At 50.7% G+C, this 23,153-nt stretch carries 23 protein-coding genes and 1 pseudogene; 3 read left to right on the forward strand and 21 right to left on the reverse strand.

Annotated elements, in window-relative coordinates:
- The 18 genes and pseudogenes from CSD97_RS07505 to CSD97_RS07590 form a co-directional block, all read right to left on the reverse strand.
- Positions 1–312, reverse strand: a 312-nt coding sequence (locus CSD97_RS07505; protein WP_143272415.1) for a TraQ conjugal transfer family protein, incomplete at its 3' end; no start/stop codon positions are given.
- Positions 296–1,200: pseudogene (locus CSD97_RS07510) on the reverse strand (toprim domain-containing protein). The pseudogene CSD97_RS07510 and the gene CSD97_RS07505, both read right to left, overlap by 17 nt.
- Positions 1,197–1,616: a hypothetical protein gene (locus CSD97_RS07515; protein WP_098032199.1), complete on the reverse strand. Its 420-nt coding sequence runs from the start codon at positions 1,614–1,616 to the stop codon at positions 1,197–1,199. Before CSD97_RS07515 ends, CSD97_RS07510 begins: the two are co-directional and overlap by 4 nt.
- 4 nt (positions 1,617–1,620) lie before the next feature.
- On the reverse strand, positions 1,621–2,196 hold the full coding sequence (locus CSD97_RS07520; RefSeq protein WP_098032200.1) for a conjugal transfer protein TraO: 576 nt from the start codon (positions 2,194–2,196) through the stop codon (positions 1,621–1,623).
- A 2-nt stretch (positions 2,197–2,198) separates the two neighbouring features.
- Positions 2,199–3,188, reverse strand: a complete 990-nt coding sequence (traN, locus tag CSD97_RS07525; protein ID WP_098032201.1) for a conjugative transposon protein TraN — start codon at positions 3,186–3,188, stop codon at positions 2,199–2,201.
- 46 nt (positions 3,189–3,234) lie between these two features.
- Positions 3,235–4,587 (reverse strand): conjugative transposon protein TraM, encoded by a 1,353-nt coding sequence (gene traM, locus CSD97_RS07530; protein ID WP_098032202.1) that lies wholly within the window; start codon positions 4,585–4,587, stop codon positions 3,235–3,237.
- Positions 4,568–4,846 (reverse strand): TraL conjugative transposon family protein, encoded by a 279-nt coding sequence (locus CSD97_RS07535; RefSeq protein ID WP_098032203.1) that lies wholly within the window; start codon positions 4,844–4,846, stop codon positions 4,568–4,570. Before CSD97_RS07535 ends, traM begins: the two co-directional genes overlap by 20 nt.
- A 6-nt stretch (positions 4,847–4,852) precedes the next feature.
- Positions 4,853–5,476, reverse strand: a complete 624-nt coding sequence (traK, locus tag CSD97_RS07540; RefSeq protein ID WP_098032204.1) for a conjugative transposon protein TraK — start codon at positions 5,474–5,476, stop codon at positions 4,853–4,855.
- Between the two features lie 32 nt (positions 5,477–5,508).
- Positions 5,509–6,513: a conjugative transposon protein TraJ gene (gene traJ, locus CSD97_RS07545; RefSeq protein ID WP_098032205.1), complete on the reverse strand. Its 1,005-nt coding sequence runs from the start codon at positions 6,511–6,513 to the stop codon at positions 5,509–5,511.
- Positions 6,514–6,516: 3 nt separating this feature from the next.
- Entirely contained in the window at positions 6,517–7,146 is a 630-nt protein-coding gene (locus CSD97_RS07550) for a DUF4141 domain-containing protein (protein ID WP_098032206.1), read from the reverse strand.
- A 26-nt stretch (positions 7,147–7,172) separates the two neighbouring features.
- Complete coding sequence (locus tag CSD97_RS07555; RefSeq protein ID WP_098032255.1) at positions 7,173–7,553, reverse strand: DUF3876 domain-containing protein; 381 nt, start codon at positions 7,551–7,553, stop codon at positions 7,173–7,175.
- Positions 7,554–7,585: 32 nt separating this feature from the next.
- Positions 7,586–10,090: a TraG family conjugative transposon ATPase gene (locus CSD97_RS07560; protein ID WP_098032207.1), complete on the reverse strand. Its 2,505-nt coding sequence runs from the start codon at positions 10,088–10,090 to the stop codon at positions 7,586–7,588.
- On the reverse strand, positions 10,087–10,419 hold the full coding sequence (locus CSD97_RS07565) for a DUF4133 domain-containing protein (protein ID WP_098032208.1): 333 nt from the start codon (positions 10,417–10,419) through the stop codon (positions 10,087–10,089). Before CSD97_RS07565 ends, CSD97_RS07560 begins: the two co-directional genes overlap by 4 nt.
- A 10-nt stretch (positions 10,420–10,429) precedes the next feature.
- The gene (locus CSD97_RS07570; protein ID WP_057317083.1) at positions 10,430–10,747 is read right to left on the reverse strand and encodes a DUF4134 domain-containing protein; all 318 of its coding nucleotides are present in this window, start codon (positions 10,745–10,747) and stop codon (positions 10,430–10,432) included.
- A 197-nt stretch (positions 10,748–10,944) separates the two neighbouring features.
- Positions 10,945–11,673, reverse strand: coding sequence for a conjugal transfer protein TraD (locus CSD97_RS07575; protein WP_098032209.1), 729 nt, complete (start codon positions 11,671–11,673; stop codon positions 10,945–10,947).
- Between the two features lie 16 nt (positions 11,674–11,689).
- Positions 11,690–12,043, reverse strand: coding sequence for a DUF3408 domain-containing protein (locus CSD97_RS07580; protein ID WP_098032210.1), 354 nt, complete (start codon positions 12,041–12,043; stop codon positions 11,690–11,692).
- 1 nt (position 12,044) lies between these two features.
- Complete coding sequence (locus tag CSD97_RS07585; RefSeq protein ID WP_098032211.1) at positions 12,045–12,482, reverse strand: DUF3408 domain-containing protein; 438 nt, start codon at positions 12,480–12,482, stop codon at positions 12,045–12,047.
- A gap of 2 nt (positions 12,483–12,484) precedes the next feature.
- Positions 12,485–13,534, reverse strand: coding sequence for a ParA family protein (locus CSD97_RS07590; protein WP_098032212.1), 1,050 nt, complete (start codon positions 13,532–13,534; stop codon positions 12,485–12,487).
- A 421-nt stretch (positions 13,535–13,955) separates the two neighbouring features.
- Between CSD97_RS07590 and mobA the strand changes: the two genes are divergently transcribed.
- Genes mobA through mobC form a run of 3 tightly spaced genes read left to right on the forward strand, consistent with a single transcriptional unit; the run spans position 13,956 to position 17,659 of the window.
- Entirely contained in the window at positions 13,956–14,384 is a 429-nt protein-coding gene (mobA, locus tag CSD97_RS07605; protein WP_004291488.1) for a conjugal transfer protein MobA, read from the forward strand.
- Positions 14,363–15,610 carry a conjugal transfer protein MobB gene (gene mobB / locus CSD97_RS07610; RefSeq protein WP_004291483.1) on the forward strand — a complete coding sequence of 416 codons (1,248 nt, stop codon included), beginning with the start codon at positions 14,363–14,365 and terminating at the stop codon, positions 15,608–15,610. Before mobA ends, mobB begins: the two co-directional genes overlap by 22 nt.
- A gap of 30 nt (positions 15,611–15,640) precedes the next feature.
- Positions 15,641–17,659, forward strand: coding sequence for a conjugal transfer protein MobC (mobC, locus tag CSD97_RS07615; protein WP_004291482.1), 2,019 nt, complete (start codon positions 15,641–15,643; stop codon positions 17,657–17,659).
- Positions 17,660–17,790: 131 nt separating this feature from the next.
- Here mobC and CSD97_RS07620 read toward each other — a convergent pair whose 3' ends face one another.
- From CSD97_RS07620 to CSD97_RS07630, 3 genes are all read right to left on the reverse strand, one after another.
- A complete protein-coding gene (locus CSD97_RS07620; RefSeq protein WP_004291481.1) occupies positions 17,791–21,045 on the reverse strand; it encodes a P-loop NTPase fold protein in 3,255 nt (1,084 codons plus the stop codon).
- 16 nt (positions 21,046–21,061) lie between these two features.
- A complete protein-coding gene (locus CSD97_RS07625) occupies positions 21,062–22,192 on the reverse strand; it encodes an ATP-binding protein (protein ID WP_004291480.1) in 1,131 nt (376 codons plus the stop codon).
- 301 nt (positions 22,193–22,493) lie between these two features.
- Positions 22,494–23,099, reverse strand: coding sequence for an RteC domain-containing protein (locus tag CSD97_RS07630; protein WP_004304269.1), 606 nt, complete (start codon positions 23,097–23,099; stop codon positions 22,494–22,496).
- Positions 23,100–23,153 lie beyond the last annotated feature (54 nt).

Genomic DNA, 23,153 nt, shown 5'->3' on the forward strand with positions numbered 1-23,153 from the left:
AAGGGGGCAGAATCGCTTGGTTTTAGGGGGCAGCTTACACTGGATTTTCCACCCCTCGAACTGAAAATAGCGGATGGTGTAGAGCGTATTGGCGAAGTCGCCCTCCTTTTTCAGTTCACAGCGGATTTCCACCGTCTGCCCCTTCGTCACCTTGTTAGGCACGGGCATCACCTCCACCGTAAAGGGATAAGACTGTTGGATGTCCATGTCGTCGTCGCACGACACGAGAGTGAATGACACGGCGGCTATCAGGCACAACGCCACCGCCTTGAAGATTGATGTTCTCTTGTTTCTGTTATTCAGTATATTCATATTCTTCGATTTTTAGATGGTTGTTTTTTCTTTTTTTGTTGTCTGTTGCAGATACTCGTTCAAGTCCTTGCAACCGTCATAGAGGACGGAACGGTCGGTGACACGTTCCCCGTATTGTCCGGTTAGTGTGGCAAGCGTCCGCTGTCCAGCTTCGTCACGGTCGAGGAAGCAGCCGATACGCCCGTAGCCGTCCAGCAGTTCCACCGCCTTCTTCACGTTGGCGACGGAGTTCAGCACAAGGCAGTCCGCGTTACCGGTTACTTGGAGCGTTTCAGCCGAAAGGAAGTCCATGAAGCCCTCGAACACGAGGCACTCGCCAGCCGGGATTTCCCTCGCCTTTACCAAAGACACATCTTTTGGCGGGATGCACCCTTTGAAAAAGCGGCTTCGGGCTTCATAGCCCCCTGCCATGTTCGGGAAACCGATGGCAAAATACCGTTTCCCACGCACACCGTAATTTAGGCGGCAGCAGTGGCGGGATGCGGTGGCGTAAGGGATGCACCGTTCCGCAAGATACTCCGTCAGCGGAGAGCTGAGCAACGGGGCGACCTCCACATCCTCAAAGACGGGTTCGGCCGGCTTAGGGAGATAGGTGGGCTTTTCCCATCCGGCAACCGTCATATTGGCGGCTTCCGCTATGAACCTCGCCTGCGCCATAAAGTCATCGCTTTGCAGAAACTCACAGGCAAGCGTGAATATGTCGCCGCCCTTGCCAAGCCCGAAGTCGTACCAGAGCTGTTTCGCCACGTTCACACGGAAAGAGGGTGTGCGCTCGCCCCTGTACGGGGCGAGATACCACAACTCGTTTCCGCTCCTTCTGACTGGCTCATGCCCCAACCGTGCAAGGAAGTCCGCCAGCGGGATTTTTCGGAGTTCGTCAATGTTCATAGGCGCATCCCCCGTTTCCTTTTGGGTGGTTCCGGCTTCGGCTGGTTGGCGTTCCTTACGGGTGAAGCCACGACAATGTTTCCGTCAGCCTCCTTGCCGTTTGCAGTGACGCCGTACATCTTCACCTCACGCACCTTTTTCATTTCGGATGCGATGAACAGGTTGAGTTCCGAGCGGTTGGCACTTCCGGTAATTTCATGGGCGAGGTCGTAAATCCCTCCATAGGTCTTATCGGGTTTCTCCTTGTCATACCAGCAGTTTATGCCGGTATCCACGATGATATTGCCTTTTGTCGAATACGGCGACTCGTATATCAGCAGGTTGGCGTTTCTATCGACAGGCTCATAGCCCATAGCCCTCATAAAATCTTCAAGGGAAAGATTTTTGATGTCAAGGTCAATCACAGTCAGTCCCATAGGCTCATCCGATTATGAATTTTACACCGAACCCTAACTGCGTGTGGAACTTCCTCGTGTCGCCACCCCACAGGCAACGCTCACGCAGGTTGGCAAGCAAGGATATACGGTCTGCCACATAGCACTCCACATCGAGCGTCAGCGCACCGCCGTAGATGAAGGCGTCCCGGTCGTGCAGCGTGGAGCCGTCATGCAGCACTTTTTTACCCCAATTCACCGATTCATATCCGGCGAGAGCCGAAGCCCCGGCATAGACAAACACGATTTTTCGGGCATCCGACAGTATCTTGAAGTAATAGCCGCCCTCCGCCGTGAACTGCGCCACGGGTATCTTGGTGTCCTTGTAGGGGTTGTTCTTCAGTAGGTATTCGCCACCGAACACCCACTTGTTCCCTTTCTTTGTGTAGGTGGAGAGTGCCGCCCCGAAGCTGTACCCGCCGTTCTTGCCACCGGGATTGAAGCCGTCCGCCATGTTCGCCCTTACCTCGATGCCCTGCATCTTCGGCAGGCATCGCTGGGCGTGCGCCTGCCCCGTGAAAAGGGCAAGCGACGCGATGATTGTTGCGATGTACTTTCTCATGGTCAGCGCACTTGAAGTTCGTTGATGGTATTGGCGCGTACCAAATCCTCGTTCTCAATCACGAAGGATTGGTGACGGCCGCCGTTCTTCTCGTTCAACTCCACCACGAGGCACTTGTCGTCGGGGATGGTGAACTTCGCCATCGTGAAGACCGTGCGCTCACTCTTCTTGCCCGGCACGAGTGTGGCGTAGTTCTGCGCACGGAGCGGCAGGATGATCTGCTCCTGCACGGCGATACGCTTCGCCACCTTCTTGTCCACGATTTTCCAAGTGATGTAGTCCACATCGAAAGGCACGTTACTCTGGTTCTTTATCTCCGTGTGGAAGTAGAGCAAGTCGTTGTGCGTGTAGATGCCTTTCAAAAGGTACTGGATGCCGAAACGCTTGCAGCCGATATGCTTCACCTCGCGCTTGTTCTGCTTGTGGATGGACTTCATGATAAGGCGTACCAGCATCGGGCTTTCGCTGCCTAATTCTTTCAGATAGATTTCCTGCGCGTTGTTCGGACGGTTCACCGTGCTGCCGTCATGGATGAAGTCGCACATCTCCACGTTGAGCAACAGCGGTTCGGCGGCATACTTCACGTTGAAGGTGTAGAAACTTCCGTCCTCGGTGATTACGGACATATTGGTTTCGTTGGGGAAATTCCGCACGGTAGCCTTCACGCGAATGATGTTCTCGGCTCCATCGGCTTTTCCGGCAATCAGGTCGGGCGAGCCTAAATCGACGTAGCGCACCTCCGCCGGAAAAATGACGTGGACGGTCTTGTCGTAGGTCACTTCCAGACCGTGCGGCGGTATCATGCGGTCGAAGGTCAGCTTGCGCGACAGACCGTGATACAGGTCGCCGTCCGCCTCCTTCTGCGGATAGACCTCTTTTGTCAAGGTCGGCTGTTCATTACTTCCGTTGTTCTGTTCAACGGTTACATTCTCCTGCGCGTTGGCAGATGCGATGCCCATAGCGAGGGCAAACATGATGATTACTTTTCTCATTACTTTTGGATTTTAGTGGTAAATATTTTTTGATTGATTGTTGTTTTCAGTCCTTTTCCTGATAGAGCATGACCCTGTATCCGGCTTTCAGATGCACCTTGACGGTTCGCATCTTCTTGGCGATATACTGGCTCGTGCCTTGTATCAGCCCCTTGCCCAAGTCGGAGGCGAGTTGCGCCCCGGCGTTGGTGGAGATGTTGATGCTGCTCCCTAACGAGCCGCCCATGTTGGCGGCGACCTCCCTGACGGCGTTCATCTCCATCGAGTTCGGGATGAAGATGCCGGACTGTCCGTCTGTGTCATAGACCGCAAGTTCCACGGGGATAATCGTGCCGTCGTATTCCAGCGAGGTGATCCCGATGTCGAGCCGCTCTCCCTGTATCTTTCCCGTGCCGACCACCACCGCATTGCGGGGGATTGTCCTGCCCGCCACCGCCATCGGTTCCAGCAGGCGGAGCCTTACCGTCTGCCCGTCCGTCACGCTCTGCGCTCCATGCACACACGCCGGGATGGTGTTCCTGTCCGATACCTCCGCCGTGCCGACAGCCGTGTTGAAATTCCGGTTGCGCTCCTGCGAGAAGGTGGCGACAAACTCCGCGTTGCTCATGGGCTGTGATAGTGAGGAAACCACTTGATGCTCCACCTTTTTGATAGGCATTGCCGTGTTCTTCTTTCCTTTCTGTACGGTGGCAGGCTCTGCCGACTGTTCCGCTGATGGTTGTCTGCCGTTCTGACCGCCCATATACTTTGCAGCCAGTTCGTAGGACTTTTCCATAAGTGCCACTTGGTCGTCCACGGCATTTGCCTTGCCTTTCTCGCTCTCAAGTTCCGATTCCAGCGAGGTGATGCGCTCCAACAGTTCTTCCATCTCGAAGTTGTCCTCCTTCGGCTGTTCATAGAAGTTGCCGAGTGTGGCGTTCAGGTCACGGTAGGCGGCAGCGGAGGATCGGATGGTCTGCGGCGTGGCTGGCTGTGCCGTTTCCTCCTTGCCGCCCGGATTGGCGAGGTCGAAGTCCTTTCCGTCCTCCATCTGCGCCACCTCACGGTCGAACATATCGCCCAACTGCCCGATGGCACGGTTGCGGCTCTCCAACCGCTCTTCCATCTCCCCATGCTCGTAGGCTTTCAGCTTGTCGCCGATAATCAGCCTGTTCTCCTTGTCAGCATCGGGCATCTCGGTGTTGTAGCCGTCCGTTCCCGGTTTCTGTTCCTTACCGGTGGACGGGGCGAATATCAGCCACATCGCCCCGATGAACACCAGCACCATAGCAGGCAGGACTATCATCTTCTGCCGTTTCAGCCGTTGCGCCTCGGTCAGCGGTTCGCGCTCCTTTTTCGGTTTTCCAGCATCGGGAGCGGCTTTGTTCTCTTTCGTCGGTTCATTCTTCTTCTGTTCCATATAAATAAGGTATTAAGTGATTGTCTGTTTCTGCCGGGGTCGGCAGTTCCACCTGTCCGGCGTGTCCCGTTTCCATGCGTGAGCCGTCGTTTCTGCCGATGTCATAGACGGCTCTGCCGAAGGTGTAGAGGGCAAGCACCGCGAAGGCGGCAAGCATCCCCAGCACGATGCGGCGGCGTGTTTCCGGCGGCAAACCGTCAAGATAGCCTTTGACTTTTGCCACGATTTGTTTTCTCTTGTCTTGAAGTTTCCGTTTCATAATCCGTTACCTTTTGATTGTCTGTAAATCTTTGTTCTCGATGATGGTGAACCCCTCGATGGTGAAGCCGTTGGGGTTGTCGTCCGACCGTGAGGCGTTCAGCAGGCGACAGGTGGTCACGAGGCTGCGCTCGGTGACGTTGCTCTGCCGGATGATTTTCTGCGTGGCGTAGGTCACGGCGCGGTAGGGATAGGCGTTGAAGTCGCACACCACGCTGTCCACCTTCAGCACTTGGTTGATGTTCCCGGCGATGACGCGGTTGTAGTACCCCTTCTCGGCGAAGTCCGAATAATAGTGGTACACGCTCTTGTCCGCCAGCAGCAACGCACGCTTCACGTTGTGTTCAATCGCGCTCTTTTCGGGCGAGAGCGTGAAGAACAGCTCGTGGAAGCGGCGTATATGCTCCCGTGCCTCCGCCGGACGGTTCTGCGACAGGTCCTGCGACAGCGCGAGCATCAGCGACTTGCCGTTGTCCAGCACATAGATCTTCTCCCGTTGCTTCTCGGCGAAGCGGTAGGAACTCCATACGCTCCACACCGTCACCACGGCGCACAACGAGAGGAAGACGATACCAAACAGGCGTATCTGCCTGAACGACGATTCGATGTTTCTGAGTGATTTGAATTCCATTTTACTTTTTCCGTTTTATGATTACACATTGGTTATTTCAGCAGCTTGCCGATGCGACCGACCGCGTTTCCTGCCGTTGCCCCGGCGACTCCGCCCGCCATGCCCCCGGCGCGTCCCGCCATCTGGTTCATGGTGCGGTTGTAGCTGCCCATGCCTCCGGCTTGGATGATCCAGCCCGCCACGGTGGGGATGGTGAAGTAGCCGATGATGCCGATGCAGAGGAACACGATATACACCCCGTCGCTCGAATCCAGCGAGAAGTTCGGGTCAGCCTGCATCCGCTCAATGTCGCTTTGCAGCATCAGCACCTGTATCTTAGCCAGTATGGTGCTGAACATATCCGATACCGGAAGCCACAGATAGACCTGTATGTAGCGGCATATCCACTGCGTGAGCGTGCTTTGGAAGCCGTCCCACACCGATATGGCGAAGGCTATCGGACCGAGTATCGCCAGCACCACGAGGAAGAAGGTGCGGACGGTGTCTATCACGAGGGCGGCGGCTTGGAACAGCAGCTCCAGTATCTCGCGGAAGAAGTCGCGGATGCCCTTCTTCATGCTGTACATACCACGGTCGATATACATCCCCGCCATCGTCACCATGTCGGCGGGCGACCAGCCGAGTTCCTCCAGCTGTTTGTCAAACTCCTCGTTGGACACAAGGTAGGCGGTTTCGGGGTTGCGCATCATCGCCTCGTATTCCAGTTTGTCCTTCTGCTGCCGGTAGGTGTTCATGTCGAGCGTTTCCGCCTCCAGCATCTTCGCCGTGCCTTGCACCACGGGCGAGAGGATGCTGTTTATCGTGCCAAGCACCACCGTGGGGAAGAACATGATGCAAAGACCTATTGCAAAAGGACGGAGCATCGGGAACACGTCTATCGGTTCGGCTCTCGCCAGCGACTGCCATACACGGTAGGCGACGTAGAACAACGCGCCCAGCCCGGCGATGCCTTTCGCCACGCCCGCCATGTCCTCGCACAGCGGCATCATCTGCTCATAGAGCGAGCGGAGTATCTGGTGAAGGTTGTCGAACTCCATAGGCTACCAGTATCTTTCGTTCATGTTCCCGTACAGCCCCATGATGCGGTCGAGGTCGTTTTTCTTCTTCGCGCGGAGGTAGCTCACCGATATGTTCTTGTTGGTGTAGTACGATACCAAGTTTCGGTATCGCCGCATCTTCGAGTGGCAGCGTTCCACCACGTCCATGCGCTCCTTGTCGGTCATGGAGAGCGTGGTGATGTTCACCACGTTTTTCAGTTCGGTCAGCACATCGTTACTCTCTTCCAACAGCTTCGTGTAGCCGAAGGCGATGGCTCCTAATTCCTCCACCGTGAAGTTGTCGTCACGCATCATCCGCTGGAAGTTGGTCACATAGATGTCGGTGATGTCGCCCACCATCAGGATGGTCTGCTGCACCTTGCGGGCATCCCGGACAAGGTTGTTCACCGATTTCAGAGCGTCGTAATACTTCTTGCCCTGCTCATAAATCTTTACGGTTTCCTGAAAGTTCTTCACCATGTTCTGAGCCGTCGTAGAGGTATGCACCACGTTCTTGGAGGTGTTCACGATGCTCTGCGCGATGTTGGACGGGTCTATCACCGCCCACTGTGCGCTTGCCCTGCCTGCGAGAAGCAGGCACAGGAAGACAATCATTGTTGTTCTTGTTCTCATGTTACTTTGGATTTTAGTGGTTGTTGTTATTCTTCAATCGGGTTTTCCGGCTGTGGCTTCACCCGTACATAGTCCCCGTTGGGCGAGAAGGTCAGCACGTCGGTAGCCTCGTTGTAGGATACGTCGATGCGGAAGCCTGTGTTCATGAACAGGTTGCCGTTCTCTTCCTGCAAGAGATAGGTTTCCGGTTTCAGCTTGCGGCGCAGACCGCTCCGGCGGAACACCGTCACCTTGTAGGCTTCGCCCTCCTTGTAGATAAGCACGTCGGGCTTCCCCTCCACGCTCTCCCAGTTCCCGCACAACATATCGCGGCGGTTTTCCTCCACGTCACAGGATTGCAGCATCACGACCGCCAATCCGATCAGACATTTGCTGACTTGCAGCATTTTCACTTTTGATAAACTCATACGCATTTTTGTTTTTAGTTGGTGATTAATGATTAACTGTTGTTTCTCCGCCTTTCGGCAAGCTGCCGGATGGCGGCTTCGATGTCGCCGCCCAACTTCTCCGCCAGACGGTAAACCTCCACTTTCTCCGTTTCCTCGGTGGTGTACGCCAGATACTCTTCAGCACTGACCTCTGTGGCATAGACCGCCGACTGTGTGCCGCCCAAGCCTATCCACACCTCCTTGTAGAGCCGTGAAGGGTTGTTCGCCATGTTGATGGAGAGTATCTGCCCCTTCTCCTTTTCCGTCAGTCCGAGCAACGCCTGTATCTGGTCAAACTTGTTCATGTACTTGCGCTGGTCGAGAAGTATCTTGCAGTCGGAGTTGTTGATGATGCTCTCCTTGACCACGGGAGAGGAAATGATGTCGTCCACCTCCTGCGTCACCACGATCGCCTCGCCGTAATACTTCCTGACGGTCTTATACATATAGCGCAGATACTCAGCCATGTTCGCTGAAGAGAGAGCCTTCCAAGCCTCTTCCACGATGAGCTGTTTCCGCACCCCTTTCAGCCGTCGCATCTTGTTGATGAAAGCCTCCATGATGATGATTGTCACGATGGGGAATAACTCCTTGTTATCGCGGATGGAATCAATCTCGAAGACAATGAACCGCTTGTTCAGCAGGTCGATGTTCTCCGTGGAGTTGAGCAGGAAGTCGTAACGTCCGCCCCGGTAATACTGCCGCATGGTGGTAAGCATATTGTCGATGTTGAAGTCGGACTTCTCCACCTTGATGTCACGCTCAGCCAGCTCACGGCGGTAGTCGTCACGCATATACTCGTAGAAGGTGTTGAACGACGGCACGATGCTACGGTCGGTCTTGATGCGCTCGATGTAGGCACTCACGGCACTGCCCAGCTCTCCGCTCTCGGTCTTCGTCACCTTGTCGTCCTCCGACTTCCAGAGCGTCAGCAGCAAGGTCTTGATGCTGTCTTTCTTCTCCACGTCGAAGACGTAATCGTCGGTGTAGAACGGGTTGAAGCTGATGGGCTTTTCTTCCGTGTAGGTGAAATACACCCCGTCCTCGCCGCCCGTCTTGCGCTGTATCATCCCGCACAATCCCTGATAGGAGTTTCCTGTATCGACCAACACGACGTGCGTGCCTTGTTCGTAGTATTGGCGAACTAAGTGATTCATAAAGAAAGATTTGCCGCTGCCTGACGGTCCTAACACGAACTTGTTGCGGTTGGTCGTGATACCCCGCTTCATCGGCAGGTCGCTGATGTCAAGGTGCAGCGGCTTCCCCGTGAGCCTGTCCACCATCTTGATGCCGAAGGGTGATAGCGAACTGCGGTAGTTGGTTTCCTCCGTGAACAGGCACACCGCCTGTTCGATGAAGGTGTGGAAACTCTCTTCCGCCGGAAAGTCAGCCGCGTTGCCGGGTATCGCCGCCCAGTAGAGTGTCGGGCAGTCGATGGTGTTGTGGCGCGGCACGCACTCCATGCTCGCCAGCTGGCTTCCCACGTCGTTCCTTATGTGCTTCAGCTCTTCCGCGTCGTCGCTCCACGCCATGACATTGAAGTGCGCCCGTACTGAGGTCAGCCCGTAGGAATGGGCTTCGTTCAGGTATTGGTCTATCCACTCGCGGTTGATGCTGTTGCTCCTTGAGTAGCGGGACAGCGACTGCATATTGCGGGCGGACTTCTCGAACTTCTGCAAGGCTTCCTCGCTGTTGTCTATCAGCACATACTGGTTGTAGATGTGGTTGCAGGAGAGCAGCAGCCCCACGGGAGAGGCGAATGACAGGCGGCAGTCGCTCCGGTCGGTGGAGAGTTTCTCGTAACGGGTATCGGTTGCCACCTTGCCCGGCAGGTCTTCCGCATCGGAGAGGGTGTGCAGGCACAGGCGGTTGTCGCCGATGCGCATATCCCTTGCCGAAAGTTCGATGTCCTGCAAGGTGGTGTCGCCCTCCGGCATGAGCGAGAAGTAACGCTCAATCAGTCCGACGGACTTTTCCGTTCCCACAATCTCGTCGGTGGATAGGCGGCGCAGGCGGACAAGCCCGCTGTCGTTCATGATGCGCTCGAACTGTTCGCAGGCTTCCAAGAACTTGGTCGTGGTTTCCTTGTCCAGCTCCTTCGGGATGATATGCCCGCGGCACAGCGTGCTGAAGTTACTCTGCATCCGGTTACGCTCCTTCGTCGTCTTGGTCAGATAGAGGTAGCAGGTGTGTTTCAGGTACGGACGCTCGTTGAAGTGACGCTCGAAGGAACGGCTTAAAAAGCTCATGCCGTCCTTTTGCAGTTCCGGCATGTACTTCTCCTTGATGAACCAGTCCTGCTTGTGGACGACGGAGTAGTCCGGCAGCACCTTGATCGCCTTGCACCAGTAGCCGTGGACAGCCTCGTACTCTGCGCCCGTCACGGTGTAAAGCTCCGGCAGTTCCACCTCGAAAGCCACCGTGATGTCGGCGTCCTTTGAGATGATGCAGCCATGCTCCACCGCAAGCAGGGGGAACTTGTTTTCCAGTGTTGTCATTTTCGATGTATTCCTCATTGTCTTTCTTCCTTTCGTTGTCGTTTGAACAGTCGGGTTATCCGCCGCCGGTTGATAAGGTATCGGGGATGGCTCCGTGCCGCTCCCAGTTTCATCAGCCCGTGTTCGCCGTACCGGGCGTTCAGCGCGAAGGTCTGCCACACAAGGAGGGAGGACGATGCCGCGCCGAAGCCGATACATATCCATTGGTCGATACCGACCATATAGAGGATGATGAACAGGACGAAGAGAGCAAGCAGACCTCCGCAGAAGATGAAGAGGTACTGAGCCTTCAAGCCCTTGAACTCTACCGGACGGCCGATACCCTTGTTTACCGGGTATTCAGCCATACGTTGTTTATTAAAGGAAGAATGAGCGCAGGATGGTGGCGGCAACAATCAGGAAGATGCACGCGCCGAACCACGAGGCGGCTGTCTTGCTGGTGTCGGGGTCGCCCGATGAAAACTTGCCATAGACTTTCACGCCCCCGATAAGCCCGACGACCGCGCCGATGGCGTATATCAGTTTCGTGCCGGGGTCGAAATAGGAACTCACCATAGAGGTGGCTTCGTTGATGCCCGCGATGCCGTTTCCCTGCGCGAAGGCGGAGGCGGTTGCGGCGATGATGAGTGCCGCAGAGAGGATTGCTTTTCTGTTTTTCAAAATGTTCTTGTTCATAAACTGTTCTTTTTTGTGCCGTCGAAAGGGTGGATGGTCCTTTGTCGGGCGGTTGATACTCTGTTACTTTACTTTGGTTTAGTGGTCGCCCGTTTGTTTCCACGGACTTGGGCTGTCCGTTGCAGACCGGATGCGCCTTGCGCTTCCTCGCCGCGTGGGTTGATGTCATTCTTTCATGTCCTTTCCTTTTTCTGTCGTCACACATAGTTGCGGATGTCGAACTCCTCGATGTTGTCCGGCACGACGAACACCTTTTTAGGCTTTTTCATCCGTATTTCGATAAGCCCCCTGATACGGATGCCTATCTCCGAAGAGCCTTCCATCATTTTATCGTACAGTTCCGTGCCTTCCATGTCGGTGAACACCTTTGCCGCCTTTTCACGTTCCGCCTGTGTCGCGTCCGGGTTCTTGGCGGTCTTGCAGGCATCGTCAATCTCGTCAAAGCTGTTGCCCGAAGCCTGTGGTGTATCCGAAGCGTCCTCCTCCGGTTCATCCTCGCCGAACTCCAGTTCCTCCGGCGGTATGCTCGTGAATGTTTCATCGAGTTTTTCCTCCGGGACTTGCGCTGTCGGTGAGGCGGTTTCCGTGTTTCCGTCGTCAAAAGTAGTGTCTTCCGCCGACAACTCAATGCCTTTTTCCGAAGTGGCGGCTTGTTGCGTCGGTATGGCAGCGGTTGTCCGGGTTGAAGCCATCCTGAAACGGCTCTTGCCGATGATGTCCGCATTTTCCGCAGGGGCTTCCTCTTGCGCTGTTTCCTGCTTTATCTCCGTGCTGCCCGACGACCGCCACAATCCGGCGATGCCCTTGAAGAAGCGGACAATCCGCGTGTCCATGATGCGCTCGTAAAGGAGCAGGAACAGGAACCACAGGTTGCAGCCGACCGATACCGTCAGCAGAATGTCTGTTATGCTTATTGTTTCATTCATACGCTTCCTGTCTGGGTTAAAATACCGGGTTGTAATTCTTGGCGTAAAGGCTTCTTATGGCATCCTCGCACTGGTCGAAATGCTGGGTCAGCACATGGTCGATGTAGGCGGACAGGGTGAGCCTGTCATGCCCGATTACGCGGATGATGCGCATGATGCGGTCGTGGTACTCCGGGCGCACATACGCCATCTTTCCCGCTCGCGCCTTCACTTCGGGTTCACGGATGAACAGACGCTCATAGTCTTTCTCACTGCATTTGCAGATTTCCGTGGCAAGCGATATGATTTCCACGCTCGTCTGCATTTGGGCAACCATGCCCTTGCCGTCTTGCTGCGGCACTCTTCTTTTTTTGTTCTTTTCCTTTTTCATGTCAGATTAAATCTTCCCGTTGTTTTTTATACAGTTCGTTAATTCTCTCCTTGTGCTGCTCCAGATGCTGACGCAGCACGGTATCCACATAGCCGCCTACCGAGATTTCACCTCCGGCGATGTCGTTCACGATTCTGAGGATTTTGCCGTGGACATCGCGGCTGATATAGACACACTGGCGGGTCTTTATCTCGTTGCGGCGCAGGAACAGCTCGTTATAGTCCTCGTCCTGCCTTTTCCGGCGGTTGCCTTCCCTCTGCGCTTTTTCCCGTGTGGCGGGTTGCGCAGGAGGCGGTTCCGGTGCGGCGGTGCTTTCTTCGGTCGGTACGGCTGCGGGGACTTCCTGCGTGGGGCGTGCCACCTCCTGAGTGCGTCGCCCGATGGAGGCTAACAACAGTTCCTCGTCGATGCCTTCCGTGTTCACTTTCCTGCTGCCCATGCTCACTGCGGTCTGATGATGTCGCTTATCTCTTCGGAAAACTCACGGATGCCGCTCCCTTTCAACAGTGCCGTGTCCATCGGGAAGATGGTGGAGCGGAACACGCTCCTGCGCTCTTCCGAAAGGTCGCGGCGGAACTTCTTGCTGTCGGGCAGACGGGTGGAAAGCACCGGGAAGCCCATTTCGGCGATCACTTCCTCGTAGATGCCGTACAGGTCGTTCCTCTCCCTGCCGTCCACCATCGTCCAGAACAGATAAAACCCCTTTGTTTTCGCCTGTCCGGTCGTCATCAGCCTGTCGCGGAACATCGTGACGAATTTCAGGGTACTCTCCACGACAAAGCGGTCGGCACTCAGCGGAGTGAAGATGTAGTCCATCTGCGAGAGCGTCTTTATCACGCCGTTGCTTCGGAGTGTGCCGGGCATATCGAAGAACACCACATCGGGTTTCACATCTTCGGTGGCGATCATCCTCTCGGCATCGTCGAGGGCGTCCACCGCGTTGCTCTTGACGATGGTGTAGGCGTTCTTCTTGATTTTGCGGAAATGGTCGCAGGCAAGAGCCTTGAAGTAGGTGCTGCTGTCAATCAGCCCCGTTTCGTGTTCACGCAGCCCGTGGATGCTGTGCTGGGGGTCGTCGCAGTCCACGACGGCGACATTGTAGCCTTTCACGTTGTGCAGGTAGCTGGCGGCAAGTGCCGTGACGGTGGATTTGCCGATACCACCTTTCTGTGTTGCGAATGCAACGAAGATTTCCTTACTCATAGTTCTATACATTTTATTTGTTGATGATTTGTTTTTCTGTTTCCATGCGGATTTGGCTGTCGCACCATCCGCTTCCTTGACTACACGCGCAGGCGGGTCGTCGCGTATCCGGTTCTGTGGTGAAGCGGTGCGGCGGACAAGTGATGAATGACGACATTGCGTCATGAAGTCATTGAATCCATACGTCACCGAATTGTCGGAGAACCGGGTTTCCGACGGTTCGGACATCCGCTTCGGCAAGTATCCGCAGAAGCGGGTTTCCGGGTATTTTAAGGTTCCTTTTCTCATATCTTCAAATCGTTCGTTTCTTGAATCATGCTGCAAATAAACAAGTATATTCTGGAACTTGTATCACTTCTCCGGCAAGTGGCAGCACGTTGCGCTGGTTGGCAGTCATTGACCGAGTCAAGCATCTGTCCGATACCGCGTTAAGGGTGTAACTTTGCCCCCGGACAGCAGGGTTCGCCGATAGTGGCGCAGCCGGAGTCCTGAAAGGTATCTTTTCCATCCGTCCCCTGACGGATTTTTATGTTCACCTGAACATAGCAAGATGTCTTTTCAGCCGCTCAAAATATTTTGAGCAGCCACGAAAAGCACTTGCCCTTGCAGGGGGCGGGCTTTCCCTCCGAAGTCGGGAAGCCTTTCAGAACTGCGGTGCTGTAATCCGAAGCGGCGGCTTATGCCGTCAATCCGCTAAATCCAAAGTAATATGAAAGAGAAAAGGAAAAGCAAATCAGGGAGAAATCCCAAACTTGATCCGGCGGTGTACCGGTACACCGTCCGTTTCAACGAGGAGGAACACAACCGTTTCCTCGCCATGTTCGGAAAATCGGGTGTCTATGCACGGTCTGTTTTCCTCAAAGCGCACTTCTTCGGGCAACCGTTCAAGGTGCTGAAGGTGGACAAGACGTTGGTGGACTATTACACCAAACTGTCGGATTTTCATGCACAATTCCGTGCCGTGGGTACGAATTACAACCAAGTCGTGAAGGAACTGAGGCTGCATTTTTCAGAGAAAAAGGCGATGGCGTTGCTCTACAAATTAGAGCAACACACCGTCGAACTCGTGAAACTGAGCCGCCGGATTGTGGAACTTTCAAGGGAAATGGAGGCAAAATGGTCGCAAAAATCAGTGTAGGAAGTTCGTTGTACGGCGCGATTGCCTACAACGGGGAGAAGATTAACGAGGCGCAGGGGCGGCTTCTCACCACCAACCGCATCTACAATGACGGTTCGGGAACGGTGGACATAGGCAAGGCGATGGAGGGTTTTCTCACCTTCCTGCCACCGCAGATGAAGATCGAGAAGCCGGTGGTGCATATCTCTCTCAACCCGCACCCGGAGGATGTGCTGACCGATATTGAGTTGCAGAATATCGCCCGCGAGTATCTGGAAAAACTCGGTTTCGGAAACCAGCCTTATCTTGTATTCAAGCACGAGGACATCGACCGCCACCACCTGCACATCGTGACGGTCAACGTGGACGAGAACGGGAAAAGGCTCAACCGGGATTTTCTCTACCGCCGCAGCGACCGTATCCGCAGGGAACTGGAACAGAAGTACGGATTGCATCCGGCAGAACGTAAAAATCAGAGATTGGATAATCCGTTGCGCAAGGTGGCCGCATCGGCAGGTGATGTGAAGAAGCAGGTAGGCAACACCGTGAAGGCTCTGAATGGGCAGTACCGTTTCCAGACGATGGGCGAATACCGTGCGCTCCTTTCCTTATATAATATGACGGTGGAGGAAGCGAGGGGCAACGTGCGCGGACGGGAGTATCACGGGCTGGTCTATTCCGTCACGGACGACAAGGGTAACAAGGTGGGCAACCCGTTCAAATCCTCGCTTTTCGGGAAGTCCGCAGGCTATGAAGCCGTACAGAAGAAGTTTGTCCGTTCCAAATCGGAAATCAAGGATAGGAAACTGGCAGACATGACGAAACGCACCGTCCTTTCCGTGCTGCAAGGCACTTATGACAAGGACAAATTTGTATCCCAACTCAAAGAGAAGGGCATCGACACCGTACTGCGCTACACAGAGGAAGGGCGCATCTATGGGGCTACCTTCATCGACCACCGCACGGGATGCGTGCTGAACGGTTCGCGCATGGGTAAGGAGCTTTCGGCGAATGCCTTGCAGGAACACTTCACCCTGCCATACGCCGGACAACCGCCGATACCGCTATCCATCCCTGTGGATGCTGCGGACAAGGCACACGGGCAGACCGCCTACGACAGTGAAGATATATCGGGCGGTATGGGCTTGCTCACTCCCGAAGGTCCGGCGGTAGATGCCGAGGAAGAGGCTTTCATCCGGGCGATGAAGCGCAAAAAGAAGAAAAAACGCAAGGGCTTGGGTATGTAATCAGAGTATCAACAATTAAAAAATCAATGTATGTCACAACAAGAAGACGATTTGAGGGCATTGGCGAAAATCATGGATTTTCTGCGTGCCGTGAGTATCATTTTAGTGGTCATGAACGTGTACTGGTTCTGCTACGAAGCCATCCGGCTGTGGGGCGTGAACATCGGCGTGGTGGACAAAATCCTTCTGAACTTCGACCGCACGGCGGGGCTGTTCCATTCCATTCTCTACACGAAGCTGTTTTCCGTCCTTTTGCTTGCCTTGTCCTGTCTGGGTACGAAGGGTGTCAAGGGTGAGAAAATCACTTGGGGGAGAATCTGGACAGCATTTGCCGTCGGGTTCGTGCTGTTTTTCCTGAACTGGTGGTTGCTGCCCCTGCCGCTGCCGCTTGAAGCGGTGACGGGACTGTATGTCCTTACCATTGGAACGGGCTATGTCTGCCTGTTGATGGGTGGTCTGTGGATGAGCCGCCTGTTGAAACACAATTTGATGGAGGATGTTTTCAACAACGAGAACGAGAGTTTCATGCAGGAAACGAGGCTTATCGAAAGCGAGTATTCGGTCAATCTGCCGACACGTTTCTATTACAGGAAACGCTGGAACAACGGTTGGATCAATGTAGTTAATCCCTTCCGTGCGTCCATCGTGTTGGGTACGCCGGGCAGCGGCAAGTCCTATGCCGTGGTAAACAATTTTATCAAGCAACAGATTGAAAAGGGCTTTAGTCAATACATCTACGATTTCAAGTATCCCGACCTATCTACTATTGCCTACAACCATTTGCTGAACCACCCGGACGGCTACAAGGTAAAGCCGAAGTTCTATGTGATCAACTTCGACGACCCGCGACGCTCTCATCGGTGCAATCCCATTCACCCGGATTTTATGGAAGATATTACGGATGCCTATGAGAGTGCCTACACAATAATGCTCAACCTCAATAAAACGTGGGTGCAAAAGCAGGGCGACTTCTTCGTGGAGTCACCTATCATTCTGTTTGCCAGTATTATCTGGTATCTCAAAATCTATCAGAACGGGAAGTTTTGCACGTTTCCCCATGCTATCGAGTTTCTGAACCGCCGTTACGAGGATATATTTCCGATACTGACCTCTTATCCGGAGCTGGAGAACTACCTTTCGCCGTTCATGGATGCGTGGCTTGGAGGGGCTGCGGAGCAGCTCATGGGTCAGATAGCGTCGGCAAAAATCCCGCTTTCGAGGATGATTTCACCGCAGCTCTACTGGGTGATGTCAGACAGCGAGTTTACGCTGGACATCAACAATCCCGAAGAGCCGAAAATCCTCTGCGTGGGTAACAATCCCGACCGTCAGAATATCTACGGTGCGGCACTCGGTCTGTATAATTCCCGTATCGTGAAGCTCATCAACAAGAAGGGGATGCTGAAGTCATCGGTCATCATCGACGAGTTGCCCACAATATACTTCAAAGGGTTGGACAATCTTATAGCTACCGCCCGAAGCAACAAGGTTGCCGTGTGTCTGGGCTTTCAGGATTTCAGCCAGTTAGTGCGTGACTACGGGGACAAAGAGGCGAAAGTGGTGATGAACACTGTCGGCAATATTTTCTCCGGTCAGGTGGTGGGGGAAACAGCCAAGACGCTCTCCGAGCGGTTCGGTAAGGTGTTGCAGAAACGGCAGTCCATCTCCATCAACCGGCAGGATGTTTCCACCTCCATCAACACGCAGATGGACGCGCTCATTCCACCGAGTAAGATTTCCGGGCTTACGCAGGGAATGTTTGTCGGTTCTGTATCCGACAACTTCAACGAGCGTATCGAGCAGAAGATTTTTCATTGCGAGATTGTGGTGGATGCCGAAAAGGTGAAACGGGAAGAAAGTGCCTACAAGAAAATTCCCGTCATTACAAACTTCACGGACGAGGACGGCAACGACCGCATGAAGGAAACGGTGCAGGCGAACTACCGGCGCATCAAGGAAGAGGTGAAGCAGATTGTGCAGGAGGAACTGGAGCGTATCAAAAACGATCCGGTGCTGTGTAAACTGCTACCAGATAATGAGACTGTCTAACAAGTCCCCAAAATTGAAAATTATCCCTATCGAAGTTTGAAGTGCCCCCCAAAAGTTGGATACAATTTTTTTGGGGGGCACTTCAGTTCTGACGGGTAAAATCGTAAAATTCGGACTTGTTAGACAAATACTTACGCGGTTTCAACCTCAGGTACTGAATCTATCGAATTGACAAATTTAACCAATTGCGGATCTGAATCTTTTTGTATGAGGTTTCGGAGACTCTTTTTCAATTCATAAGCATCATCCCCTGCTGTATTTATTAAATCCATATAAAAATCTTTGTTTTGCAGAATCAATGAACGGCATGCCCCATCGGAAATTACAGGTTTCACTATTTTATCAATAACGTCTCCAGCTTGACTTTTCAAATTACCATGCGATCTAAGCCATGTTTCGAAAAATTGAAACTTTATTGCATTGATAGTCTTTTTACCGATGCAGAAATCATTTCTTATATCGGTAACTGTCGATTTAATTTTTCGTTTATCCAATCTTTCAACTATATTCTTGAAACAATTAGGGAAAGGATTCAAACTTTGAGTTCCAGAAGCAATATCCATCAGAATCTTTTTGCCAAATTCAGTCAAGTTATCTGGCAAGGATTTGATTTTAGCCAGTAAATGTTTTATTGCGACAAACCAATAATATGATGTATGTGCTGTTCTTTGGGCGTATAATGTATCAACACTTATTTCAGACAACGCTTCGAACGCTATTTTATTGATATGATCGGTCAGGACATTGCTTATTTTAGTGGTCAAATCGTAAAAAGATGCGTCAGGAATTACATCTTTAATATTGTTCTTAGTGATATACTTATCCAAATCGGTATTCCACTCTGCTAAATGCTCGATAAATACCTCATCCGTTACACCTATTCTGTTCTTAATATCTTCAAATTGGGGCAATATGTCTGAGAGCAATAATTTATAGCCAAGTTTATGATTTACCATGTATTGTAGTGTTTCATTTAATAGCGGTATATTCCATCCCACACTATTTACTAATAAGTCTCCATGATCCACATAATAGTCCATGAGTTCTGCAACATATTTTATATCTCCACCCTCTATTAAGGAAACGGAATGACCATGTGCCAATTGCATGGCGACTAAATCGTAATATCCAGACTCTTTAATGTTTCGGCCATCAGTTTCTAATTCAGAATGCAACTGATTTATGTAGGTTGAATCTAACGTTACAGGTAAAGGTCTTTCTTCGTCAGATGCCAATAAACGATAGGTTGTAAATATAGCCCCTATATTATCTTTATTTACATTCTGTTCATCAATGCAATTCGTGATCGCTTGCAAAAGCGTTGGAAACGTATAGGTAGAATTATCTTTTAACGTTTTTACAATATCTGCATGGTCGAAATTATCGGGTAGTAAGTTTGCCAAATAATTATCGAGCGCCTCCGAATTTGTTGCTACTTGATAATATTTATATGCTTTAGTTGTCGCGTTATCCCGATAGGCAGCATCTGTTGCATTTGCAGCTTGAATATAATCGATAAATGTATTTGGCTTGACTGTTTTTGCTTCAATCAATGACGTAAAATCGCACGCCAACTTATTTTGCGCAATAAACCTGTCTATTGCATCTAACGTTTTGAAATAGTCGCCGCCATTGAAGTCATTGAACCGAACTATCTTCTTATATAATTGAGCAATCACATGGTTTTGGCTTTCCGTGTCTAAATGCAACAGCAGTTCTTGGTATTCGACAGGGAACACCTGCTTCTCTATGGATTCTTTTAATTTCAATTGTGCTATTCTTTGCCATACACGCAGAATAACATCGCTCTTTCGAGTTAATTTATGCAAACAATGTATAATCTTATCGATAAGCGCATTGTCCATACATTGTATAACTTCTTCTAATACAGTGTCAAATTGTTTATTAGTCTCTGCATATTGATTTATGTCGTGGTCTTCTTCTCCGTTGATGCAGCCTTCAATATATTTTTTCAATGGAATTTGTCGAGCATCTTCAACATCGACACCATATACCAAAGCTGCAATTTCGCGTTGTGTTTGCAGATCATTGTTAATTATTGTTTGAATGCCATTCAGATAGTCGCCGGACAATATTTGTTCTACTGGATTTGCCAGAATATCCGTCTTCTTCAAACAGAACAATGCTATGTTTATCATCAAAATTTCGTTACACCACTCTTGTTTAAGAGCGACCATCTCATTGATATATGATATAATTTCCCTAACATTGGCATTAGGATTTACCAATCTGAATATCCGATTTATAGTTTCTTTCGCTTCATTTTCTGTTTCTCCAAATGCTTCAACAAACAGTTTGTTGAATATACTTCGATAGTCGGTAATAACAGGAGGAGCAACACGATAAACAATAGGGAAAGTTTTATTGATAAAATACTTGGTCAGTTGTTTCGTTTGTTCGTCGGTCTCATCTCCGAATGCACAAGCTAAATGTGTTTCATCGAAAGGAATAACAGCCCAAACATTTTCAAAACCGCTATCGGCGAAGAACGTATGGATAGAAGACCATAATTCTTTTACTTTTTCAGCGGGGAGACGATCCATGTTGTCAAAAACAAGGACTAATTTACGTTGTCCTTTTTCCTTGATAAAATCAGAAATGTCTTGCATCCATGTTTTGAACTCGTAAACCGTTGGTTCGTCTTCGCTCAAAGTCTCATAGCAAACGTCCTTTTCGACTTTATCTTGATAAATAGCTAACATATAACTCCATCCATATTTATGATCTTTGCTATATGCCCATTTCCAAACGCACAATGCAATAAGAACTGGCAGTGCAGCTATGATAATAGACAATAAAGAAAACCACCATGTTGTGGGTGTAGGTTTTACTGCATACGCAATAAATGTAAATATCGGAGTTAAAACTGCAACCAAAAATGCCGCAACCATACCATTACTGATAAGGGGATATTTTTCGGTTACGGTCTCCGTTTTACGGGCTAATAAATATTTCAGCTTTTCAGACCATGATACGGTTTTCGTACCTCCACCTTTGACTTTTATTGTTGCATTTCCAGATAGGATACCATCATCAATAAGTTTGCTTGTAAGCAATTCCAATATAGAGCGGCGTTGCAAGTCCTCTTGATGTCCCCATGCGTCATACTCAAAAAAGTAATAGTCGTCTGATAATTCACGTTCCAACATTTTAACCACGTTGGATTTTCCAGATCCCCAAATACCTTCGATGCCGATAATTCGAGGTAAAGTACATTCCTCATCCAATGAATCATTCTGACAAAAATGGCGAGCAATAGTTTTTGCCAACCTTTCTTGCGAACCTCCATCGAATTTGTCAATACCACACGGTTTATTTTGGATAAACCGCGGATATTGCTGTTTGGATTGTAGTTTTGTTTCCATATACGTAATTTATTGATTATACGAACTCCAAATAATTCTCCCGATTTACCACATGAAACTCGGCATAGGGATAGGCTTCTTGGAAGGCTTTCGGTGCGGCCGGCATTTTATTTCCCCACTTGAACTCCAAGGCGGTAAGACTGTCGGCACTCTCCTCAATCAGGTCGATTTCCTGTTTGTCGTAGGTGCGCCAGAAATAGAACTCCCTGTGCAGTCCCTCATTGAAGTTCGCTTTGCGCCGCTCTCCGATGATGTAGTTCTCCCACAGCGCACCGACATCCTGCCGAATGGCCAGCGGTGAGAAAGCCCCGATAATGGCATTGCGAATGCCGTTGTCGTAGAAGTACCACTTGCCAGCTTTTGTAACCTCCTTGCGTAGGTTACGCGAATAAGCCCCCAGACGATAGATAACGAAGACCTTTTCCAATAGGTCGAGGTATTTTTCAACGGTCGTCTTGCTCATGCCGAGTTGTTTACCTAACTCTTCGTAAGAAACTTCGCTGCCCAACTGAAAAGCTATCAATCGCAGTAGATCGCGCATCTTGCTCGAATTTTTTAAGCCGTCAATTGCTAAGATATCTTTAAGCAGGTATGCACCGACAATATCACGTAGGTAGTCTGTTTTACGTTCATAGTTCTCCATCATTACTACTTCGGGATAGGAACCGTAAATCAAGCGCGCTTCGAGGTTCTGGCGGGTTTCAAGTGCCGTTTCCGTCTGTGCGATTTCCCGTTGCGAGAATGGTGTAAGGAGAAATTGCGTACTGCGGCCGACCAACGGTTCACCAGTCTTATTCAGCAAATCGAATGACGAAGAACCACTTGCCAAGACACTTATTCCCGGTATTTCATCAACTATCAACTTCAGAATACTACCGATTTGTGGTATGTTCTGTGCCTCATCAATAGCCAGCAAATCAATACCATCCAATAAATGCCGATAATTGGCTATTGAGCGATTCTCCAATAGTGCTAATGTGTCGTAGTCTTCGCCGTTGAGCATCATCGTCCTACCTGAATAGTTGTCCACAATTTTACGCATCATTACCGTTTTACCAACACGGCGAGCACCAAAAATCAGTACTGCTTTATTGGGCGCGATTCGTGCTGTAATCTTCTCTTGAAGTATTCTATTTACTGTTTCCATACCTTATAAAATATAATGCAAAGATAATCATATTTTTTTAATTGGCGAATTTTACAAAAAAAACGGGCTATTAAATGGCGATTTTTACAACCACAATCTTATGGAAGTTGTTTCATTGTTTTTAGTAATGATATATGTTCATACTATGATGACTCAATAATTTACCAGACATACGTTTCTGAAATTTGTCCTTATAGGAATGAAAAACTCACATATATTGTGCTAATTAATATATAATTAAATGAAAATAAAAAGACAGGATACGAGTATTCCTGTCTTCTCATATGTAATGGATATTTTTTTATTTTCTCATCCGCTCCAACTCCTCATCACGCAACATTCTCTCGTTCAGTTTTTCCTGCATCCTGTCAATGAAATAGGTGCGGCTTTCGTTCTTCCGGCGTTTGATATCAGTGTAGAAGCGGTAGCAGTCTTTAGAATCAACCCCGAATATCTTATAGAGAAGTGGGGCGAGCTGTTTGAGCGGCATATTGCCGTTGTTGATGCAGCCCATCACGTCTATGCCGTAGATAAGTTCCACGAGGTCGATGGCATTGCCCGTCCATTGAAGAAGGCTGGCGGTGGTTTCTGTTGCGTTGTTGGCGGATATTAGTGGTGGCACTTGGGGCGTGGCAAGGAATTTCTGCATCTTTCTTACGAAAGACAGAGCCTTGCTGACGTAGGCGGCAATCTCTCTTTTTTCTTCTGACAGATTACGTACGGGATGGTGCTGCAACTCGATTTCGATGTAGGCAAGCGCGATGACGGTAAGGTTCATGTCCATGCCGCCGTTGCACAGTTCGATCACTTGGGTGGCGAAAGCCGTGTATGCCGTTTCCATATTGCAGTCGCCGGCTTCGTTTATCAGGCGGAAAAAGTCGGTTTCCGCCAGCAAGAAATAATTCATGGTTCTGTCAATTTTGAAAATTACACTTTGTTTTCTGCGTGCGCACATGAATAT

This window comes from Bacteroides sp. AR29 (assembly GCF_900217715.1).
Taxonomy (GTDB): Bacteria; Bacteroidota; Bacteroidia; order Bacteroidales; family Bacteroidaceae; genus Bacteroides; species Bacteroides uniformis.

Bases quoted from the DNA above. Each gene is read 5' to 3' on its own strand.
- CSD97_RS07585 (WP_098032211.1), bottom strand. From the start codon at position 12,482: ATGGGCAGCAGGAAAGTGAACACGGAAGGCATCGACGAGGAACTGTTG.
- CSD97_RS07550 (WP_098032206.1), bottom strand. From the start codon at position 7,146: ATGAGAACAAGAACAACAATGATTGTCTTCCTGTGCCTGCTTCTCGCA.
- CSD97_RS07620 (WP_004291481.1), bottom strand. From the start codon at position 21,045: ATGGAAACAAAACTACAATCCAAACAGCAATATCCGCGGTTTATCCAA.
- CSD97_RS07565 (WP_098032208.1), bottom strand. From the start codon at position 10,419: ATGGCTGAATACCCGGTAAACAAGGGTATCGGCCGTCCGGTAGAGTTC.
- CSD97_RS07535 (WP_098032203.1), bottom strand. From the start codon at position 4,846: ATGAAACGGAAACTTCAAGACAAGAGAAAACAAATCGTGGCAAAAGTC.
- CSD97_RS07590 (WP_098032212.1), bottom strand. From the start codon at position 13,534: ATGAGAAAAGGAACCTTAAAATACCCGGAAACCCGCTTCTGCGGATAC.
- CSD97_RS07580 (WP_098032210.1), bottom strand. From the start codon at position 12,043: ATGAAAAAGGAAAAGAACAAAAAAAGAAGAGTGCCGCAGCAAGACGGC.
- CSD97_RS07625 (WP_004291480.1), bottom strand. From the start codon at position 22,192: ATGGAAACAGTAAATAGAATACTTCAAGAGAAGATTACAGCACGAATC.
- CSD97_RS07630 (WP_004304269.1), bottom strand. From the start codon at position 23,099: ATGAATTATTTCTTGCTGGCGGAAACCGACTTTTTCCGCCTGATAAAC.
- CSD97_RS07520 (WP_098032200.1), bottom strand. From the start codon at position 2,196: ATGAGAAAGTACATCGCAACAATCATCGCGTCGCTTGCCCTTTTCACG.
- traJ (WP_098032205.1), bottom strand. From the start codon at position 6,513: ATGGAGTTCGACAACCTTCACCAGATACTCCGCTCGCTCTATGAGCAG.
- CSD97_RS07575 (WP_098032209.1), bottom strand. From the start codon at position 11,673: ATGAATGAAACAATAAGCATAACAGACATTCTGCTGACGGTATCGGTC.
- CSD97_RS07570 (WP_057317083.1), bottom strand. From the start codon at position 10,747: ATGAACAAGAACATTTTGAAAAACAGAAAAGCAATCCTCTCTGCGGCA.
- CSD97_RS07515 (WP_098032199.1), bottom strand. From the start codon at position 1,616: ATGGGACTGACTGTGATTGACCTTGACATCAAAAATCTTTCCCTTGAA.
- mobA (WP_004291488.1), top strand. From the start codon at position 13,956: ATGAAAGAGAAAAGGAAAAGCAAATCAGGGAGAAATCCCAAACTTGAT.
- mobB (WP_004291483.1), top strand. From the start codon at position 14,363: ATGGTCGCAAAAATCAGTGTAGGAAGTTCGTTGTACGGCGCGATTGCC.
- mobC (WP_004291482.1), top strand. From the start codon at position 15,641: ATGTCACAACAAGAAGACGATTTGAGGGCATTGGCGAAAATCATGGAT.
- traN (WP_098032201.1), bottom strand. From the start codon at position 3,188: ATGAGAAAAGTAATCATCATGTTTGCCCTCGCTATGGGCATCGCATCT.
- CSD97_RS07555 (WP_098032255.1), bottom strand. From the start codon at position 7,553: ATGAGTTTATCAAAAGTGAAAATGCTGCAAGTCAGCAAATGTCTGATC.
- traM (WP_098032202.1), bottom strand. From the start codon at position 4,587: ATGGAACAGAAGAAGAATGAACCGACGAAAGAGAACAAAGCCGCTCCC.
- CSD97_RS07560 (WP_098032207.1), bottom strand. From the start codon at position 10,090: ATGAGGAATACATCGAAAATGACAACACTGGAAAACAAGTTCCCCCTG.
- traK (WP_098032204.1), bottom strand. From the start codon at position 5,476: ATGGAATTCAAATCACTCAGAAACATCGAATCGTCGTTCAGGCAGATA.